Below are 16,216 nucleotides of genomic sequence, written 5' to 3' on the forward strand. Positions count from 1 at the left end.
AGGGCAATATTCCTCAGGCCTATAGTGGCGAGCACCCCGGATCGTGACGCTCCGTCGCCGACCTTCCACTCTGCGCAAGGAGGATCATGAGCCTGTCCCCCGGTTCCGGCACGGATCTGCGAGAGCTCCTGGCGTTGCTCCGCAGGCGCAGGCTGCTCTTCCTGGGGCTGCCGGTCGCCGGGCTGGTGGCGGGCTTCGCCCTGCTGAAGGCCACGCCGCCGGAATACACCGCGACCACGCAGGTCCTGGTCACCCCCGTGGGCCCGCAGGACCAGACCAACCAGGTGACCAACCGCCAGCGCGAGTCGCTCAACCTCGACACCGAGGCGCAGGTCGCCCAGTCGGCCGTGGTGGCGGCCAAGGCCGCGCAGCTGCTCAAGGTGCAGGCGGCCGAGCCCGTCGAGGTGTCGGTGCCGCCCAACTCGGCGGTGCTGTGGATCTCCGTCACCGCCGCCGACCCCGCGACGGCGGCGGCCCAGTCGCGCGCCTACGCCCAGGCCTACCTGGCCAACCGCACGGAGGCCGCCCAGGCCGCGCTCACCGCGCAGCAGAAGACGCTGCTCGGCAAGCTCAAGCAGGTCAACACCGCGCTCGACAAGGTCATCGAGGACCTGGCAGCGCTGCGCAAGGGCACCGCCGAGTTCGCCATCGCCGACCACCGCCAGAGCGTGCTCAACCGGCAGGTCTACAGCCTGACCATGAAGTACGACGCCCAGCGCACCGTCGCGGTGACCCCCGGCTCGATCATCAGCCAGGCCACCCCGCCGGCCGCGCCCAGCTCCCCCAGCCTGCCCCTGTACCTGGGCACGGGGCTGATGGCAGGGCTGCTGCTGGGCTCGGGCGCGGCCTACGCGCGCGACCGGCTCGACACCGCCCTGCGCACGCCGGCCGACGTCGAGCGCCTGATCGGGCTGCCCGTGCTGGCCGACCTGACCGGCCCGGCCGATCACAGCACGCTGCACGACCTGACCTCGACCGTGCTCGCCGCCTGCCCCGGCCAGCGACTGCTGGTGCGGGCCGTGCCCGCAGACCTGGGCGCCTCACCGCTGGCCGGTCCGCTGTCGGCCGGCGCGCCGCTGTCGGTGCTGAGCGGCGCCGACGTGAGCGACCTGGCCAGGGCCGACGCCGCCCTCCTGCTGATCGGGCTCGGCCGGGCGGGCGCGGGCGACGTGGCGGCAGCCGTACGGCATCTGAGCAGGCACAACGTGCCGATCATCGGGGTCGTGTGCGCGGCGGGGCCCGTGCGGCTGCCCGAGGTGCCGCAGAAGACGCCGCTGGGCAAGCTCGTCGCAGGCGTGGAGATGTCGGCGGAGACCACCCCGATGAAGGCGCTCACGCCGGATCAGCGGGGCACGCCGACGTGAGGGGCCCCGCGTGGCCCATCGCCGCGCTGCTGGTGGGATACCCGATCTGGTGGGCGCTCGGCTTCGGCGGGCTGTCGGTGATCGTCCTGGCCGTGCCGATGGCGGCGATCCTGTGGCGCCGGCGGCCGATCAGGCTGCCGCGCGGGTTCGGGCTGTGGCTGCTGCTGCTGGCCGGATACCTGCTGAGCGCGATGATGCTGGACGAGATGCCGCCGGGCACCTACGGCGGGTTCGGCGCGGGCCGCGTCATCGGCTACCTCATGCGCCTCCTGCTGTACGTGGCGCTGCTGATCATGGTGCTCTACCTGGGCAACCTGTCCGAACGCGAGCTGCCCCAACTGCGCCTGGTGCGCATGCTGGGCGTACTGTTCGTCACGACCGTCGCAGGCGGGCTGCTGGGCGTGCTGTTCCCGCGCCTCGCCTTCACCTCGCCGCTGGAGATGCTGCTGCCCGGCTGGATCAGCGACAACGCCTTCGTGCAGAACCTGATCCACCCGACCGCCGCCCAGACCCAGCACGTCCTCGGCTACGCCTCGCCCCGCCCCGAGGCCCCCTTCGAATGGGCCAACGCCTGGGGCAGCAACATCTCGGTGCTGCTCGTCTGGTTCCTGGTCGGCTGGTGGGTGTACGGCGGGCCACGGCGCAGGGCGGCCGCCGTGGCGCTCACGGCGGTGGCCGCCGTCCCGATCGTCTACTCCCTCAACCGGGGCCTGTGGATCGGCCTCGGCCTGGGCGCGCTCTACCTGATGGTCCGCGTCGGCGGCCGCACCAGGATCGCGCTGGCCGCCGCGGCCGTCGCGGGCGCCGCCGTGTTCGTGCTCAGCCCGCTGGCCTCGCTGGTCGGGCAGCGGCTGGACAACCCGCACTCCAACGACATCCGCGCCTTCACCGTCGCGGCCACCATCAAGGCCGCGACCCACTCGCCGATCATCGGCTACGGCAACACGCGCAACGCGATGGGCAACCATCGCACCATCACCACCGGCAAGACCGAATGGTGCACCGGCTGCGGCCACCCGCCGCTGGGCAGCGACGGCCAGCTCTGGCTGCTGATCATCACGCAGGGGTTCGCCGGGGCGGCGCTCTACGTCGGCTTCTTCCTGGGCGCCATCAAACGCCACTGGCGCGACAGGAGCCCGATCGGGCTGGCCGGAGTCCTGGTGATGATCCTCGTCCTGCTCTACATGTTCGTCTACGACGGCCTGGTCACACCCCTCAGCCTCTACCTCATCTCCTTCGCCCTCCTGTGGAGGAACTCCTCATGAACGACGCGAAGGCCCGGCTGGGCTACCTGCGCCAGACGCTGGGCCTGCTCTACCCGGGTCCCGGCTCGCCCGTCGCCCACAGCGTGCTGCCGCACGCGCTGCTGCCCCGGCGCCTGGCTCCGCGGCGCTGGTGGCACGTGCCGCTCGGACGGCGCGTCATGGTCCCGGTCGACGGGTCGATCCGCGCGCACCTCGGCGACGTCTTCGGCATGCCGATAGAGGCGATCCTGCACGTACGGCCGGCCAGGCGGGCCAACCGCAAGCCGGTGCTCGAGGCGTACTCCGGCGGGCGCAGGATCGCCTTCGTCAAGATCGGCGACTCGCCGCGGACGAGGGAGCTGGTCAACAACGAGGCGGCCGCGCTGAAGAAGCTGGCCGACCTGCCGCTCAAGACCGTGGTCCCGCCCAGCGTGCTCTACCACGGCCGCTGGCGCGACCTGGCCGTGCTGGCCCTGTCGCCGCTGCCGATCCGCCGCTCGAAGGTCCCCCAGGGCCTGCTGGAGAGCGCGGTCAAGGAGATCGCCGGCACCGGGGTGGGCCCCGCCTGGCACGGTGACCTGTCGCCGTGGAACATCGCGCCCTCCGGCGACGGGCGGCTGCTCGTCTGGGACTGGGAGCGGTACGAGGTCGGCGTGCCGTACGGCTTCGACCTGGTCCACCACGCCTTCCAGCGGTCGCTGCGGCGGATGGACCCGGCCACGGCCGCCCGCGCGTGCCTGGCAGGGGCCGTGCGGTTGCTGGCGCCGCTCGGGCTGTCGGCCGCGCAGTCCAAGCAGACGGCGCTGCGCTACCTCATCGCGCTGGCCGACCGGCACGCCGCCGACGGCCACGAGCCGCTCGGCCCGCCCGATGGCTGGCTCAACCCGATCGTCGACCACCAGGAGTTGCTGACGTGAGTGCCATGAAGCAGTCGGTGCTGGCCGTGTCGCGGACCACGGGGAGGCTCACCTCCGGCGCGCGGGTCCTGCCGTCGTTCCTCATCGTGGGGGCGCAGCGGTGCGGCACGACCTCGCTCTACCGGGCGCTGGCGCAGCATCCGCTGCTGCTCAAGCCCGTGCTGCACAAGGGCGTGCACTACTTCGACGTGGCCTACTCGCGTGGCAGGTCCTGGTATCAGGGGCATTTCCCGCTGCGCGTGGGTGCGGCGCTGTTGTCGGGCCGGTATGGCTGCAGGCCGCTCGCGTTTGAGTCGTCCCCGTACTACCTGTTCCATCCGCTGGCGGGTGAGCGGATCGCGGCGGACCTGCCGGGGGTGAAGCTGATCGTGCTGGTGCGCGACCCGGTCGAGCGGGCGTGCTCGGCGCACGCGCACGAGCTGGCGCGCGGGTACGAGACCGAGTCGCACTTCGAGTACGCCGTCGAGCTGGAGGTGCAGCGGCTGGCGGGGGCCGAGGAGTTCCTGCGCGCGCATCCCGACATCGTTCACCACTCCCACCGCCACCACGCCTACCTGGCCCGCGGGCGCTACGCCGAGCAGCTCGACCGGCTCGAGCCGCTGTTCGGGCTCGACCGGATGCTCGTGCTCGACAGCCACCGCTTCTTCACCGAGCCCGAGCTGGTCTACGACCGGGTGCTGGAGTTCCTGGGCGTGCCACATCTCGGATACCCGATCTTCGAGCGGCACAACGGGCGGCCCCTGCCCAAGCCGCTGCCGGAGTCGGTACGGCAGGCCCTCGGCGACCACTTCGAGGTGTACGACACCCAGCTGACCCGCTGGCTGGAGGAGGATCCGTCGTGGCGGCGATGACGCTGCGGCGGGTGGCCAGGGGCGGGGTCGCCGGGATCACCGGGGCGGGGGTGAGCGCGCTCGCGCAGTTCCTGCTGGTGGTCGTGGTGACACGCGGCTTCTCCAGGGAGCAGGCCGGGGTGTTCTTCACGGCCACCGCGCTGGCGTTGATGGTTTCCGGGATGGCCAAGCTCGACGCCGGGAACGGGGTGATCTACTTCATCGCGCGGGCTCGGACGTACGGCTACCGCGGTATTTCCGGATATATCCGGGCGGGGCTGGTGCCTGGGGTGGTCGTGGCCTGCGTCGCCGGTGCCGTTCTGTTCGGCGAGCTGGGGTTCCTGGCGGTGGTGCTGCCCTTCGTCGTGGCGGCCGACGTGCTGCTCGCGGCCGGGCGGGGGTTCGGCACGATGCGCCCCACCGTCTGCTACGACGGGATCCTGCTGCCTCTGGCGCAGCTCGGGCTCGTGTGGCTGGTGCGGGATCCTTCGTGGCTGGCCGTCGCGTGGGGCCTGCCGTACGTGCCCGTGGCTTTTCTGGCGGCGCTGAGCCTGCGCGGGCGGGTGCCGCGCACGCAGTACCTGCCGGGGACGGGGCGCGATCTGTGGCGCTACACGGCGCCGCGGTCGGTGGCGGGGGCGATCCAGGCCGTGTTCCAGCGGTTGGACATCGTCATCGTGGCCGTGCTCGGCGGGCCCGTGCAGGCGGCCGTCTACACGGCCGCCACCCGGTTCAAGGTCGTCGGGCAGCTGGCCAACCAGGGGCTGTCCCAGGCGGCGCAGCCCCTGCTCGTGCGGGCGCTTGCCACCGGTGACCTGGCTCGGGCACGGGAGCTCTACCAGGCGACCACGGTGTGGCTGGTGCTGCTGACCTGGCCGGTCTGGCTCGGGTACGCGGCGCTCGCGCCCTGGCTGCTGCGGGTCTTCGGCTCCGGGTACGACTCCGCCGTGCCCATCGCGCTGGTCCTGTCAGGGACGATGATGGTGGCCACCGCGTGCGGCATGGTCGACGTCGTCCTGACCGCCGCGGGGCACACCACGGCCTCGCTGGTCAACCTGGCGATCGCTGTCGCGTGCACGGTCGTGCTCGACCTGGCGCTGATCCCTCCGCACGGGGCACTGGGCGCGGTGCTCGGCTGGTCGGGCGGGGTGCTCGTGAAGAACCTGCTGCCGCTCTGGCAGATCCACCAGCGGTACGGCTTGCGCCCCTTCGGCCGCCACACCCTGGCCGCGCTGCGGGTGCGCTCGTGGGCGGCCGCGTGAGTGCGCCCATCCTCGTCACCGGGCTGCCGCGGAGCGGGACCAGCTGGACGGGAAAGATGCTGGCCGCCTCGGGCGAGCTCGTCTACGTCAACGAACCGCTCAACCCGCAGCACCCGCCCGGGCGGTGCCCCGGCGTCCTGCGGGCCGGCGTCTCCCACCGGTTCCAGTACATCTGCGACGCCAACTCCGGGGCCTGGCTGCCCGCCTTCCGTGACACGGTCGCGCTGCGGTACCGGTTCCTGGCGGAGCTTCGGGCGAACCGCTCGCCGTACGACCTCGCTCGCCTTGCCCGCTACGGCGGGGCCTTCGTCCTCGGCCGCCTGGCCGGCCGCCGAGCCCTGCTCGACGACCCCTTCGCGGTGCTGTCGGCGGGCTGGTTCGCCACCCGGCTCGGGTGCCGGGTGATCGCGCTGGAGCGGGATCCGGTGGCGTTCGTGGCCAGCTGGCAGCGTCTCGGCTGGACGGTCTACTTCCACGAACTCCTTGAACAACCCCTCCTCGTCCGCGACCACCCCGAGGTCCTCTCCCTGCGCGCCCTCGTCGGCTCCCAGGACCGCATCGCCAAGGCGGCCGCCCTCTGGCGCGTCACCCACACCATCCTCGCCCGCACGCCCGGGATCCGGCTCGTCTCCTACGACGCCCTCGCCGCCGACCCCCTCCCCGGCTTCCGCGACCTGTACGCCTACTGCGGCCTCACCTGGACCCCGCGCGCGGAGGAACGCATCACCCACGCCTGCACCGGCACGACCACCTCCCGCCGCGGCTTCACCTGGACCGGCCTCTCCCGAACCGCCTTCCACCCCATGAACTCCCGCGCCGCCCTGTCCACCGCCACCGCCGGCCTGACCCCCACCGAAATAACCCGCATCCAAACCCTCACCACCACCCCCACCTGACCCCCATCCCGCCTACGCCCTCCCCAGCCGCGCCCCAACGCCTCCCCCAAGTCCCCGCCCCAGCACACGGGTAGGACGCCCCCACGCCGGGCTGACCAACCCCACCTCCGCACCCCGCCCCGCAGCCCGGGGAGACCCCAACCCGCACCCATACCAGGCGAACCGACCCCACCTCCGCGGCCCACCCCGCAGCCCAAGTAGACCCCAACTCGCACCCATGCCAGGCAAACCGACCCCACCTCCGCGCCCCGCCCTGCGGCCCAAGGAGACCCCCAGCCGCGCCCAGCCGCTCACCCCCGGAGGCTGGGTGTCCAGGGATGCGGACCGCGGTCAGGAGGGTGGCTGTTGGAGGGGTGGCTGGGCGGTGGTGAGGCGGTGGAGGAGGGTGGAGGTCAGGAGGGCGGCTGTTGGAAGGGTGGCCCGGCGGTGGTGAGGCGGTGGAGGAGGGTGGAGGTCAGGAGGGCGGCAGCGAAGGGGAGGTCGTGGACGAGGTAGCGGCGGGCCAGCCGTCCAGGCTCGCTGACGAGGCGGAACGCCCACTCCAGGCCTGACCGCCGCATCCACGCGGGAGCCCGCCGCACGGTGCCGGCCGCGAAGGCGATCGCAGCACCGCACCCGACGAACCACGCGTCAGGCAACTCCCTCCGCAGCTCCGCGATGAGCCGATCCTGCCGAGGAAACCCCAACCCCACGAACACCAGCCGCGGCCCGGCCTCCACCACCTTCCGCCGGACCTTCTCCCGCCCGCCGTCGCAGGCATCGAAGCCGTACGGCGGAGCGTCCACCCCGCACACCACGAGCTCGGGATGCCGTTCGACGAGTTGCCCGGCGGCCCGCGCCGCCACGCCCGGAGGGCCGCCGAGCAAGTAGATGGGCCAGCCACGCGACGCGGCCAACTCGCTGAGGGACCAGATCAGATCAGCACCGGTAACCCGCTCGGGCAGAGGCGCCCGCGCCAACCGCGAGGCCCACACCAACGGCATCCCATCGGCCACCACGATCTCGGCCGACTCCACCAACCCCCGCAACCCGGGATCCCGCCCCACCGCCCGACAAATATCCACATTGGGCGTAACAATCCGCCCCCCTATCCCCCGCTCCAGCGCGCCCCCAACCCACTCCACAACCTCCCGCTCAGTAACCACATCCACCCCAACCCCACCCACCACCACCCGCCTCCCAACTCCAAGAGCTCCCCCACCACTCCCCACCGAGACACAAGCAGGAGCGGCGGGGTGAGCGGAGGCGTGGCCCGTCACTGATGAGGCGAGAGCCCTGGCGTAGGTGATGGTGAGCGGTGCCACTGGCGCGGTAGGAGCCGTGGCGCGGGCAACGGCGGGGGGTGGCGCTGACGCGCTGGAAGTCGTGTTGTGGGTGGCAATGCGGAGTGACGCTGGCACAGACGGACCCGTGGCGTGGGCAACGGCGGGAGGTGACGCTGGCGAGGAATGAGCCGTGATGTGGGTGGTGGTGGTGGGGGGTGGTGCTGGCGGGGTGGGAATCGTGGTTTGGGTGGGGGGTGGCGCTGGTGGGGTGAAGGGTGGGGGGGTCATATGCCATGGCCTCGGTGGTGGAGGAGGGCTAGGACCTTTGAGGCGGGGATCAGGCCGGTGGCTACGGCGAGGGCGATGGGGGCGCGGGGTTCGCCGAAGCGGGCGGCGAAGGTGCGCAGCGCCCAGCGGCCCGCTTCGCGGCGGCGGCCGAGCGCGGCGTTGTGGAAGGCTAGCTGACCGTAGATCCGCGCCGCGCCGCGCGGATCCACGGCCAGTTCAGGGTGCCGGGCGAGCATCCACTCGAGCCCGGCGATGCGGTCCGCCCAACGGGCGACATAGTGGGATCCGCCCCAGCGCACGCGCACCAGCGGCCGGTCGACGTACGCGATCGGGCGGCGCTTGGCGGCTCGTAGGGCGAGGTCCCAGTCCTCGTTCTGACCTGCGGGGGCGCTCTCGTCCACCCAGAGGGTGCCGCGGCGGAAGATGAACGTCGACGAGTGCACCATCACCATGCGGGATCTCACGAGGTCGGCCTTGGTGATCGTCTCGGTGCCCGCCAGGCGGGGTCGGCGGTGCGTGCCGTACTCGACCTCTATGGCGCAGCTGGCGAACTCGGCGCCGCCGGCGAGTGCGGCGGTCTGGGCGGCGAGCTTGCCGGGGAGCCATTCGTCGTCGTCGTCACAGAAGGCGATCAGGTCTGTGTCGCAGGCGGCGATGCCGGTGTTGCGCGCGCCGGGGAGGCCGGGGCTTAGGCGGTTGGGCAGGACGCGTACGTCGTGGAGGGCGTCCTTGGCGTCGCGCGGGACGATCACGTCGGCCACCTGCTCGGCCACGATCTCAGGGCTGGCGCCGTCGACCACGATCACCACGGAGATCCTGCCGTCGTAGTGCTGGTCGAGGACTGCCCATACCGCGGCTCGCAGCTCTTCCGGGCGGTTGCCTCGGGTGGGGATGACCACGCCCACCGAGGGCATTCGCGGGCTCGGGGACTCCATGCCGACGGCCTCCTGTGTGAATGAGAGCCCCTCGTCCGCGGTGGCCGCGGCCGTTCGCGCACCGACCGCCTCGGGCGTGCCGGAAGCCGTCGCGGCGCCGGCAGTTCGCTGATGGGCCGCCTCGGTCACTTCGTTTGTCCGCGGGCGAGCGCTCCGGGATGCGCGCATGTCCGAGAACGCTGCCGGGACATCGGCGACGACCATCTCGACCTCGGAGGACGCCGCAGAGACGCGTGCCGCAGCGCCGGACGGAGACGCCATGGGCAGCGCGGCTTCCGGCCTGCTTGAGAGCTCGGGCGCGGCTTCCGGCCTGCTTGAGGGCACGGGCGCGGGAGACGAGGGCGTGGTGCGGTCAGGCCGGCATGGCGATCCGGGCGACACATGGGCCTGGCCCGTGGCGGAAGGTGCGGCTTCCGACTGGGGTGGCCGTGCGGGCGGCGCAGGGGGCTGGGCCGTGGTGGGGGTGGGGAGGGTCATGCGGTTTCTCCGCGGTAGCCGTACTGCGATCTGAGGGGCCAGGTGAGGGCGGCGACCAGGCTCTGGTGGCGGCGGGGTAGGGCCGAGCGCCAGGAGTCGTCGCGGGTGAGCTGGATCTGGCCGGTCGTGAAGCGCATCGGGTTGCCCGAGACCGTGTGGGAGGTGGTGAGGCGGGCGGTGGTGCCGTCCAGGAAGTCGAGGGTGGGCGTCAGGCCGAGGCGCGTCGCGAGGGTCGTGAGGGTGGCGCGGGGGTCGGCGACGAGGTCCTCGTAGCGGACGCGGGTGACCTGGGCGCCGCGGCGGGCGAGGAGGTCGAGGGCGAGGTTCTGCGCGGTCCAGTGGAACGACGTGCGGGTGGCGCCCCAGCGGGTCATGGGGGCGCCGTCCTCGGGGCGGGCGACGCTGCGGCGCCAGGAGTGGGCCACGGCGCGCGGGTCTCTGACGACCTGGATGACGCTGACGGGGAGGCCGCCGGCCGCCAGGCAGTGCGCGAGGGAGGCGTGCTTGCTGGAGTCGATGACCACCTGGGCGCCTGGGACGCTTTCGTAGACCTTGCGGTAGGCGGTGACGTATTCAGCCAGGTCGGGGTGGGCGATGCGCGGGATGCGGCGGGTGCGGTCGATCCGTCGGCGTAGGTGGAGCACCCGCTCGGCCAGCGCGTCCTGCCAACCGCCGAAGGCCCGCGCGCCGATCAGGGACCAGAACGGGCACGCGGCGAAGCGCGCCCCGCAGCCGCACGGTTCGTCGCCCAGCACGCCTCTGGCCCACAGATGGACGACCTCGCCGAGGGGGACGGCGCCCGGCAGCTCGCCGAGCAGGCGTTCAAGCAGCGTGGTGCCACTGCGGCCGAGGCCACCCAGGAAGACAACCTGGCCAGACACAGATACCGGAACCTTCGCCTCGCGGATACGGACCGTGGAGACATTAGCGCGGAGAGTAATCATCGGGTCACTGAATGCGCAAAGAATCTTCGCCCGAGCCCACCGGTCGGCGAGGTCCGCCAGGCGCCGCCTCCCCGCCTTGTCACCGGCGGCGAGGCAGCCCGGTCTGCAGCCCCGCGTAGGCGGGCGATGAGCAGGGTGGCCCGACGTGGGCGGCGCTATGCGGGGTGGCCCCACGTGGGCGGCGTTAAGCGGGATGACCCAACGCGGGCGGCGTTGAGCAGGGCGGCCCGACGCGAGCGGCGTTATGCGGGGTGGCCCGACGCGAGCGGCTTTGAGCGGGGCGGCCCGACGCGAGCGGCTTTGAGCGGGGCGGCCCGGTGCAGCGTCCTCTTCTCGGGCACGCCGTGAACGCGCAGCACCTCGGCCGCGATCTCGGCCCGCCCGCATCCTGCGCGCGTACGGTCTACCGAGCACCCTGCGCACGTACGGCAGGCCGAGCATCTCGAGCGGCTACGCCTCCCACCGAACCGTAATCGGCGGCGGATGGCCCTCGATCTGGGCGGCCTGGCACCTCAAAGCACGCAGGTGCCGGGATCGAGGGCTGAGAAGCACGGCGCCCGGGTGGGAGGCGCCGTCGCGGCGGGGTGGTGCGTCGCCGGAGGAGCGTCTCCCTGGACAGGCGCCGGCCCGCTACGGCGGGTGGCGTTACCCGGGCTTGCCGTACAACAGGATCAGCGAGCGTCGATGATCATGCCGGCGCCGACCGTGACGTTGGTGGCCTCGTCGATCAGGATGAAGCCGCCCGTGAGCCGGTTGCGCGAGTAGTCGTCGACGAACAGCGGCTGAGTGACGCGCAGCGTCACCCGGCCGATCTCGTTGAGACCGAGCGAGGTGGCCGCCTCGTCGCGGTGCAGCGTGTTGACGTCCAGCCGGTAGTGCAGGTCGCGGATCAAGGCCCGGGCCGTGCGAGTCGTGTGCTTGATGGTCAGCTTGGAGCGGGGCGCGAGCTTGGTCGCGTCCGCCATCCAGCAGACCATCGCCTCCAGGTCCTGGGCCACGTGCGGCTGGTTGTTGGGGCGGGCGATCATGTCGCCGCGGGAGATGTCCAGGTCGTCCTCGAAGCGGAGGGTGACCGACATGGGCGGGAACGCCTCCTCGACCGGCCCGTCGAAGGTGTCGATCGAGGCGATCCTGGTGGACAGGCCCGAGGGCAGGTGGACCACCTCGTCGCCGGGCTTGAGCACGCCGCCCGCCACCTGGCCCGCGTAGCCGCGGTAGTCATGGAAGGCGTGGTCGTTGGCGCGCTGCGGGCGGATCACGTACTGCACGGGGAAGCGCACGTCGACCAGGTTGCGGTCGGAGGCGATGTGCACGTTCTCCAGGTGGTGCAGCAGCGAGGTGCCCTGGTACCAGGGCATGTTCTCCGACCTGGACACCACGTTGTCGCCGTGCAGGGCGGAGATGGGGATGAAGGTGAGGTCGCCGACCTGGAGCTTGGAGGCGAAGGCGGTGAACTCCTCGCGGATCTCCTCGAAGCGCTCCTCGGCGTAGTCGACCAGGTCCATCTTGTTGACGGCGAGCACCAGGTGCGGCACCCGCAGCAGCGAGGTCAGGAAGGCGTGGCGGCGCGACTGCTCCAGCACGCCCTTGCGCGCGTCGATCAGGATGATCGCCAGGTCGGCGGTGGAGGCGCCGGTGACCATGTTCCGGGTGTACTGGATGTGCCCGGGCGTGTCAGCGATGATGAACTTGCGCCGGGGCGTGGCGAAGTAGCGGTAGGCCACGTCGATCGTGATGCCCTGCTCCCGCTCGGCCCGCAGGCCGTCGGTCAGCAGCGACAGGTCGGTGTACTCGGTGCCGCGGTCGCGCGAGGTCCGCTCGACCGCCTCGAGCTGGTCCTCGAAGATCGCCTTGGAGTCGAACAGAAGCCGCCCGATGAGCGTGGACTTGCCGTCGTCGACAGAGCCCGCCGTGGCGAAACGCAGGATGTCCATTTAGAAGTAGCCCTCTCGCTTGCGGTCTTCCATGGCGGCCTCGGAAGCGCGGTCGTCGGCTCGGGTGGCGCCGCGCTCGGTGATGCGGGTGGCCGCGATCTCCTCGATGATCTCCTCGACGGTGGCGGCGGTCGATTGGACCGCTCCTGTGCAGGTCATGTCACCCACCGTCCGGTAGCGGACCACCGACTCGAACAGCGGCTCGTCCTCGCCGCGCTGCACCACCTCGGAGTCGGGCAGCAGCATGCCGTCGCGCTCGAAGACCTTGCGCGTGTGGGCGAAGTAGATGGACGGGATCTCGATCCCCTCGCGCCGAATGTAGTCCCAGATGTCCAGCTCGGTCCAGTTGGACAGCGGGAAGACGCGGATGTGCTCGCCCTTGCGGATCCGCCCGTTGTAGAGGTTCCACAGCTCGGGCCGCTGGTTCTTGGGGTCCCACTGCCCGAAGTCGTCGCGGAAGGAGAACACCCGCTCCTTGGCGCGCGCCTTCTCCTCATCGCGGCGGGCGCCGCCGAAGACCGCGTCGTACTCGTGCTCCTCGATCGCGTCGAGCAGCGTGGTGGTCTGCAGCCGGTTGCGCGAGGCCCGGCGGCCGGTCTCCTCGGCCACCCGGCCGGCGTCGATGGAGTCCTGCACGCTGGCCACGACCAGGCGCGCGCCCAGCTCGGCGGCCCGCCGGTCGCGGAAGTCGATGACCTCGGAGAAGTTGTGCCCGGTGTCGACGTGCATCAGCGGGAACGGGATCGGGGCCGGCCAGAACGCCTTCTCCGCGATGCGCAGCATCACGATCGAGTCCTTGCCGCCGGAGAAGAGCAGACAGGGACGCTCGAACTCCGCCGCCACCTCACGCATAATGTGAATGGCTTCGGCCTCGAGGACGTCTAGTTGCGACGTGGTGTAGTCGCGCTGGAGCATGGAAGCTTCCTCCGGCGTTCTAGCGGTGAAGGTCCCGAATCCCGGCGAGCAGCGTTGGCGCCAAGTCCGGTAGGGAAACCAGGATATCTGGTAGTGACGGGTCCGCCTGATTGTAGCTCAGCGTGGCGCCATCGATACGGCTCGTGTGCGCCCCGGCGGCCTGCGCCACGGCGACGGGGGCCGCGGAGTCCCACTCGTACTGGCCGCCCGCGTGCACGTAGGCCTCGACCTCGCCGGTGAGCACCGCGGAGATCTTCGCCCCGGCCGAGCCGATCGGCACCAGGTCGGCCCCGACCAGGTAGGCCAGCCTCTGCACGAACTCCGGCGGGCGCGACCTGCTGACCGCGATGCGGAAGCGGCCACCGTCGTGAACGGGCAGCTTGGGCGGGGCGGCCGTGTTCAGCGTGCGCCCCTGCGCCGGCAGCGCCACGGCCCCGGCGGTCAGCGAGCCCTGTTCCCACAGCGCCACGTGCACGGCCCAGTCGGTGCGCCCCTCCTCGGCGTACTCGCGGGTGCCGTCGAGCGGGTCGACGATCCACACCCGGGACGCACTGAGCCTGCGCGGGTCGAGCCGCTCCTCGCGGGTGGCCTCCTCCGACAGCACGCTGTCGCTGGGGCGGAGCCGCGCCAGCGCCTCCATCAGGAACACGTGCGCTGCACGATCGCCCTTGGCGCGCAGCGCGGCGGGATCGTCGAAGCCCTCACGGATCTCCAGGAGCCGCTCGCCGGCCTCGGTCGCGAGATCGGTGGCAAGGGCATGGTCGTCGCGAATCGTCATCAATATGCTCCTTGCCCACGTGCGACGGCCGACCAAGTCTTCCACAGGATCTGGAGGTCCAGCATGAGGGACCAGTTCTCCACGTAACGCAGGTCGAGGCGGACGGATTCCTCCCACGACAAATCCGACCTGCCGCTTACCTGCCACAGCCCCGTCAGCCCCGGCCGCACCAGGAGTCGTCGCCGCACGTCGTCGCCGTAGCGGGCGACCTCCTCCGGCAGCGGTGGCCGCGGCCCGACCAGCGACATGTGACCGAGCAACACGTTGATCAGCTGTGGCAGCTCGTCGAGGGAGTGCCGGCGCATGCGCGCGCCGAGCGGGGTCACGCGTGGATCGTTCCGGATCTTGAACAGCAGCCCGTCGCCCTCGCTGACCAGCGCGATCTTCTGCCGCTCCGCGTCGGGCCGCATGGTGCGGAACTTCACGATGGTGAACGGCCGGCCGTCGCGCCCCACCCGCGTCTGCCGGAACAGCGCGGGCCCGGGACTCGTCATGCGCACCGCCACCGCGAGCCCGGCGAGCAGCGGGGCGAGCAGCACCAGCAGCCCGAAGGCCACCACGCGGTCGAAGACGCTCTTGACCAGCTTGCGCGCCCCCGCCAGCTCGGGATGCTCCACGTGCAGCAGCGGCAGCCCGGCCGCGGGCCTGATCGTGGTACGCGGCCCCGCCACCTCCATCAGCGCGGGCGCCACGACCAGCTCGGTGTGGGTGCGCTCGAGCCGCCAGGCCAGCCTGCGCAGCGCGAGCCCGTCCATTTCCGGGCAGGCCAGCACGGCGACCGTGTCGGCGTCGACCTGCTCGACCACCAGCGGCACGTCGGTGAAGTCGCCCGCGACCTGCACCCCGCCGACCAGGCCGCGCGCCTCGTCAGGCAGGCAGGCCGCCACGACCTCCATCCCGTGGTACGGCTCGCGCCGGAAGCGCTGGACGAGCTCGTCCACGGCGGCCCGGTGGCCCACCGCCACGACCCGGCGCAGGCAGGCCCCGGCGGCCCTGCGCCGGTAGAGCGAGCGGCGCAAGCCGTACCTGAAGATCAGGGTGAGCAGCGTGACGAGGGGCAGCGCGAGGACGACGTAGCCGCGGGCGACGTCGGTCTTGGTCAGGTAGGAGGCGATGGCCGTGGTGGCGATCAGCGCGACGCCGCACTGGACGACGCGGCGGAACTCCTCCGAGCCGATGCCGATCATGCGGGGCTCGTAGGCCCTGTTGAGCGCGACGGCGGCGACCCAGATCAGCGGGAGCACGGCGCTGAGCACCAGGTAGGGCATGACCCACGAGGTCAGCTCGCCGAAGCGGGTGAGGAAGGCCAGGGCGGCCCCTGCACCGGCGCCGCCGAAGTCGGACAGCATCGTGCGGACGCGGTAGGCGCGCACCCAGTCGCGCGGGGCGGCCCGCCAGGCATGGGCAGGGTCGGTCGGGACGACGGTCAACAGCACCTCGCCGTCGCTCACGCACGCCTCCCCGTGACCTACCGTCAACAGATAGTCACCAGATGGTAGCGGCGGGCGACGATCCCGGGGTCGCGAACGGTTCTATGCGGTGATCAGCGAGGAGGGCCCGAAATGTTCAGGTCGGCGCGGTGGAAGTCGTTCTGCGTGGCCTCGAGCCCGCGCTCCATCAGCGACTCCACCACGTCCGCGGCCCGGTCGACCAGGAAGGGAAGGTCCTTACGTTCGGCGGTGGCGAAGTCCTTGAGCACGAACGAGGCCGCGTCCATCCGGCCGGGCGGACGGCCGATGCCGAACCTGACCCGCAGGTAGTCGCGGGTGCCCAGCACCTTGGTGATCGACTTGAGCCCGTTGTGGCCGTTGTCGCCGCCGCCCAGCTTGGCGCGCAGCGCGCCGTAGGGGACGTCGAGCTCGTCGTGGACGACGATCAGCCGCTCGGGACCGAGCTTGTAGAAGTCGGCGAGCGCCTTGACGGGCCCGCCGGAGAGGTTCATGTAGGACAGCGGCTTGGCCAGCACCGCCGCCCGGGTCTCCAGGACCTCGGCGCGGCTCTTGTGCGCCTTGAACCGGCCGCCGGCCCGCACGGCCAGCTCGTCGAGCACCATGAACCCGGCGTTGTGCCGGTTACCCGCGTATTCAGCGCCAGGGTTACCCAACCCGACGACCAGCCAGCGATCCATCCGATCCCCTCAAAACCGAAAAACGGGACAGCCGGCTGA

At 71.7% G+C, this 16,216-nt stretch carries 14 protein-coding genes; 6 read left to right on the forward strand and 8 right to left on the reverse strand.

The genetic code is table 11. From position 1 onward, the window contains the following. Positions 1 to 86: 86 nt before the first annotated feature. From KIK09_RS46235 to KIK09_RS46260, 6 genes are read left to right on the forward strand one after another with little or no spacing between them, the layout of a single operon-like run. Positions 87 to 1,364: a YveK family protein gene (locus tag KIK09_RS46235; RefSeq protein WP_214325914.1), complete on the forward strand. Its 1,278-nt coding sequence runs from the start codon at positions 87 to 89 to the stop codon at positions 1,362 to 1,364. Next, positions 1,361 to 2,629 (forward strand): hypothetical protein, encoded by a 1,269-nt coding sequence (locus KIK09_RS46240; RefSeq protein ID WP_214325915.1) that lies wholly within the window; start codon positions 1,361 to 1,363, stop codon positions 2,627 to 2,629. The genes KIK09_RS46235 and KIK09_RS46240 overlap by 4 nt, the downstream gene beginning before the upstream one ends. After that, a complete protein-coding gene (locus tag KIK09_RS46245) occupies positions 2,626 to 3,525 on the forward strand; it encodes a hypothetical protein (protein WP_214325916.1) in 900 nt (299 codons plus the stop codon). The genes KIK09_RS46240 and KIK09_RS46245 overlap by 4 nt, the downstream gene beginning before the upstream one ends. Positions 3,526 to 3,530: 5 nt before the next feature. Next, complete coding sequence (locus KIK09_RS46250; RefSeq protein WP_214326054.1) at positions 3,531 to 4,376, forward strand: sulfotransferase domain-containing protein; 846 nt, start codon at positions 3,531 to 3,533, stop codon at positions 4,374 to 4,376. Next, positions 4,373 to 5,617 (forward strand): lipopolysaccharide biosynthesis protein, encoded by a 1,245-nt coding sequence (locus KIK09_RS46255; protein ID WP_214326055.1) that lies wholly within the window; start codon positions 4,373 to 4,375, stop codon positions 5,615 to 5,617. Before KIK09_RS46250 ends, KIK09_RS46255 begins: the two co-directional genes overlap by 4 nt. Beyond that, complete coding sequence (locus tag KIK09_RS46260) at positions 5,614 to 6,513, forward strand: sulfotransferase (RefSeq protein WP_214325917.1); 900 nt, start codon at positions 5,614 to 5,616, stop codon at positions 6,511 to 6,513. The genes KIK09_RS46255 and KIK09_RS46260 overlap by 4 nt, the downstream gene beginning before the upstream one ends. 392 nt (positions 6,514 to 6,905) lie before the next feature. Here the strand turns inward: KIK09_RS46260 and KIK09_RS61015 are convergent, their stop codons facing one another. From KIK09_RS61015 to pth, 8 genes are all read right to left on the reverse strand, one after another. Further along, positions 6,906 to 8,066, reverse strand: a complete 1,161-nt coding sequence (locus KIK09_RS61015; RefSeq protein WP_214325918.1) for a WecB/TagA/CpsF family glycosyltransferase — start codon at positions 8,064 to 8,066, stop codon at positions 6,906 to 6,908. Next, a complete protein-coding gene (locus KIK09_RS59705; RefSeq protein WP_275956525.1) occupies positions 8,063 to 9,001 on the reverse strand; it encodes a glycosyltransferase family 2 protein in 939 nt (312 codons plus the stop codon). Before KIK09_RS59705 ends, KIK09_RS61015 begins: the two co-directional genes overlap by 4 nt. A 473-nt stretch (positions 9,002 to 9,474) precedes the next feature. Beyond that, complete coding sequence (locus tag KIK09_RS46275) at positions 9,475 to 10,359, reverse strand: sulfotransferase family protein (protein ID WP_308164707.1); 885 nt, start codon at positions 10,357 to 10,359, stop codon at positions 9,475 to 9,477. 734 nt (positions 10,360 to 11,093) lie between these two features. After that, on the reverse strand, positions 11,094 to 12,356 hold the full coding sequence (cysN, locus tag KIK09_RS46280) for a sulfate adenylyltransferase subunit CysN (RefSeq protein ID WP_214325920.1): 1,263 nt from the start codon (positions 12,354 to 12,356) through the stop codon (positions 11,094 to 11,096). Then, positions 12,357 to 13,271, reverse strand: a complete 915-nt coding sequence (cysD, locus tag KIK09_RS46285) for a sulfate adenylyltransferase subunit CysD (protein WP_214325921.1) — start codon at positions 13,269 to 13,271, stop codon at positions 12,357 to 12,359. It abuts the gene before it with no gap. Between the two features lie 19 nt (positions 13,272 to 13,290). Further along, positions 13,291 to 14,049, reverse strand: a complete 759-nt coding sequence (locus tag KIK09_RS46290; RefSeq protein ID WP_214325922.1) for a 3'(2'),5'-bisphosphate nucleotidase CysQ — start codon at positions 14,047 to 14,049, stop codon at positions 13,291 to 13,293. Next, complete coding sequence (locus KIK09_RS46295) at positions 14,049 to 15,398, reverse strand: sugar transferase (protein ID WP_214326057.1); 1,350 nt, start codon at positions 15,396 to 15,398, stop codon at positions 14,049 to 14,051. The genes KIK09_RS46290 and KIK09_RS46295 overlap by 1 nt, the downstream gene beginning before the upstream one ends. A 194-nt stretch (positions 15,399 to 15,592) precedes the next feature. Further along, positions 15,593 to 16,177 (reverse strand): aminoacyl-tRNA hydrolase, encoded by a 585-nt coding sequence (gene pth / locus KIK09_RS46300; protein ID WP_214325923.1) that lies wholly within the window; start codon positions 16,175 to 16,177, stop codon positions 15,593 to 15,595. Positions 16,178 to 16,216: the final 39 nt, after the last annotated feature.

The sequence above is a fragment of the Nonomuraea sediminis genome (assembly GCF_018531495.1).
Classification (GTDB): Bacteria; Actinomycetota; Actinomycetes; order Streptosporangiales; family Streptosporangiaceae; genus Nonomuraea; species Nonomuraea sediminis.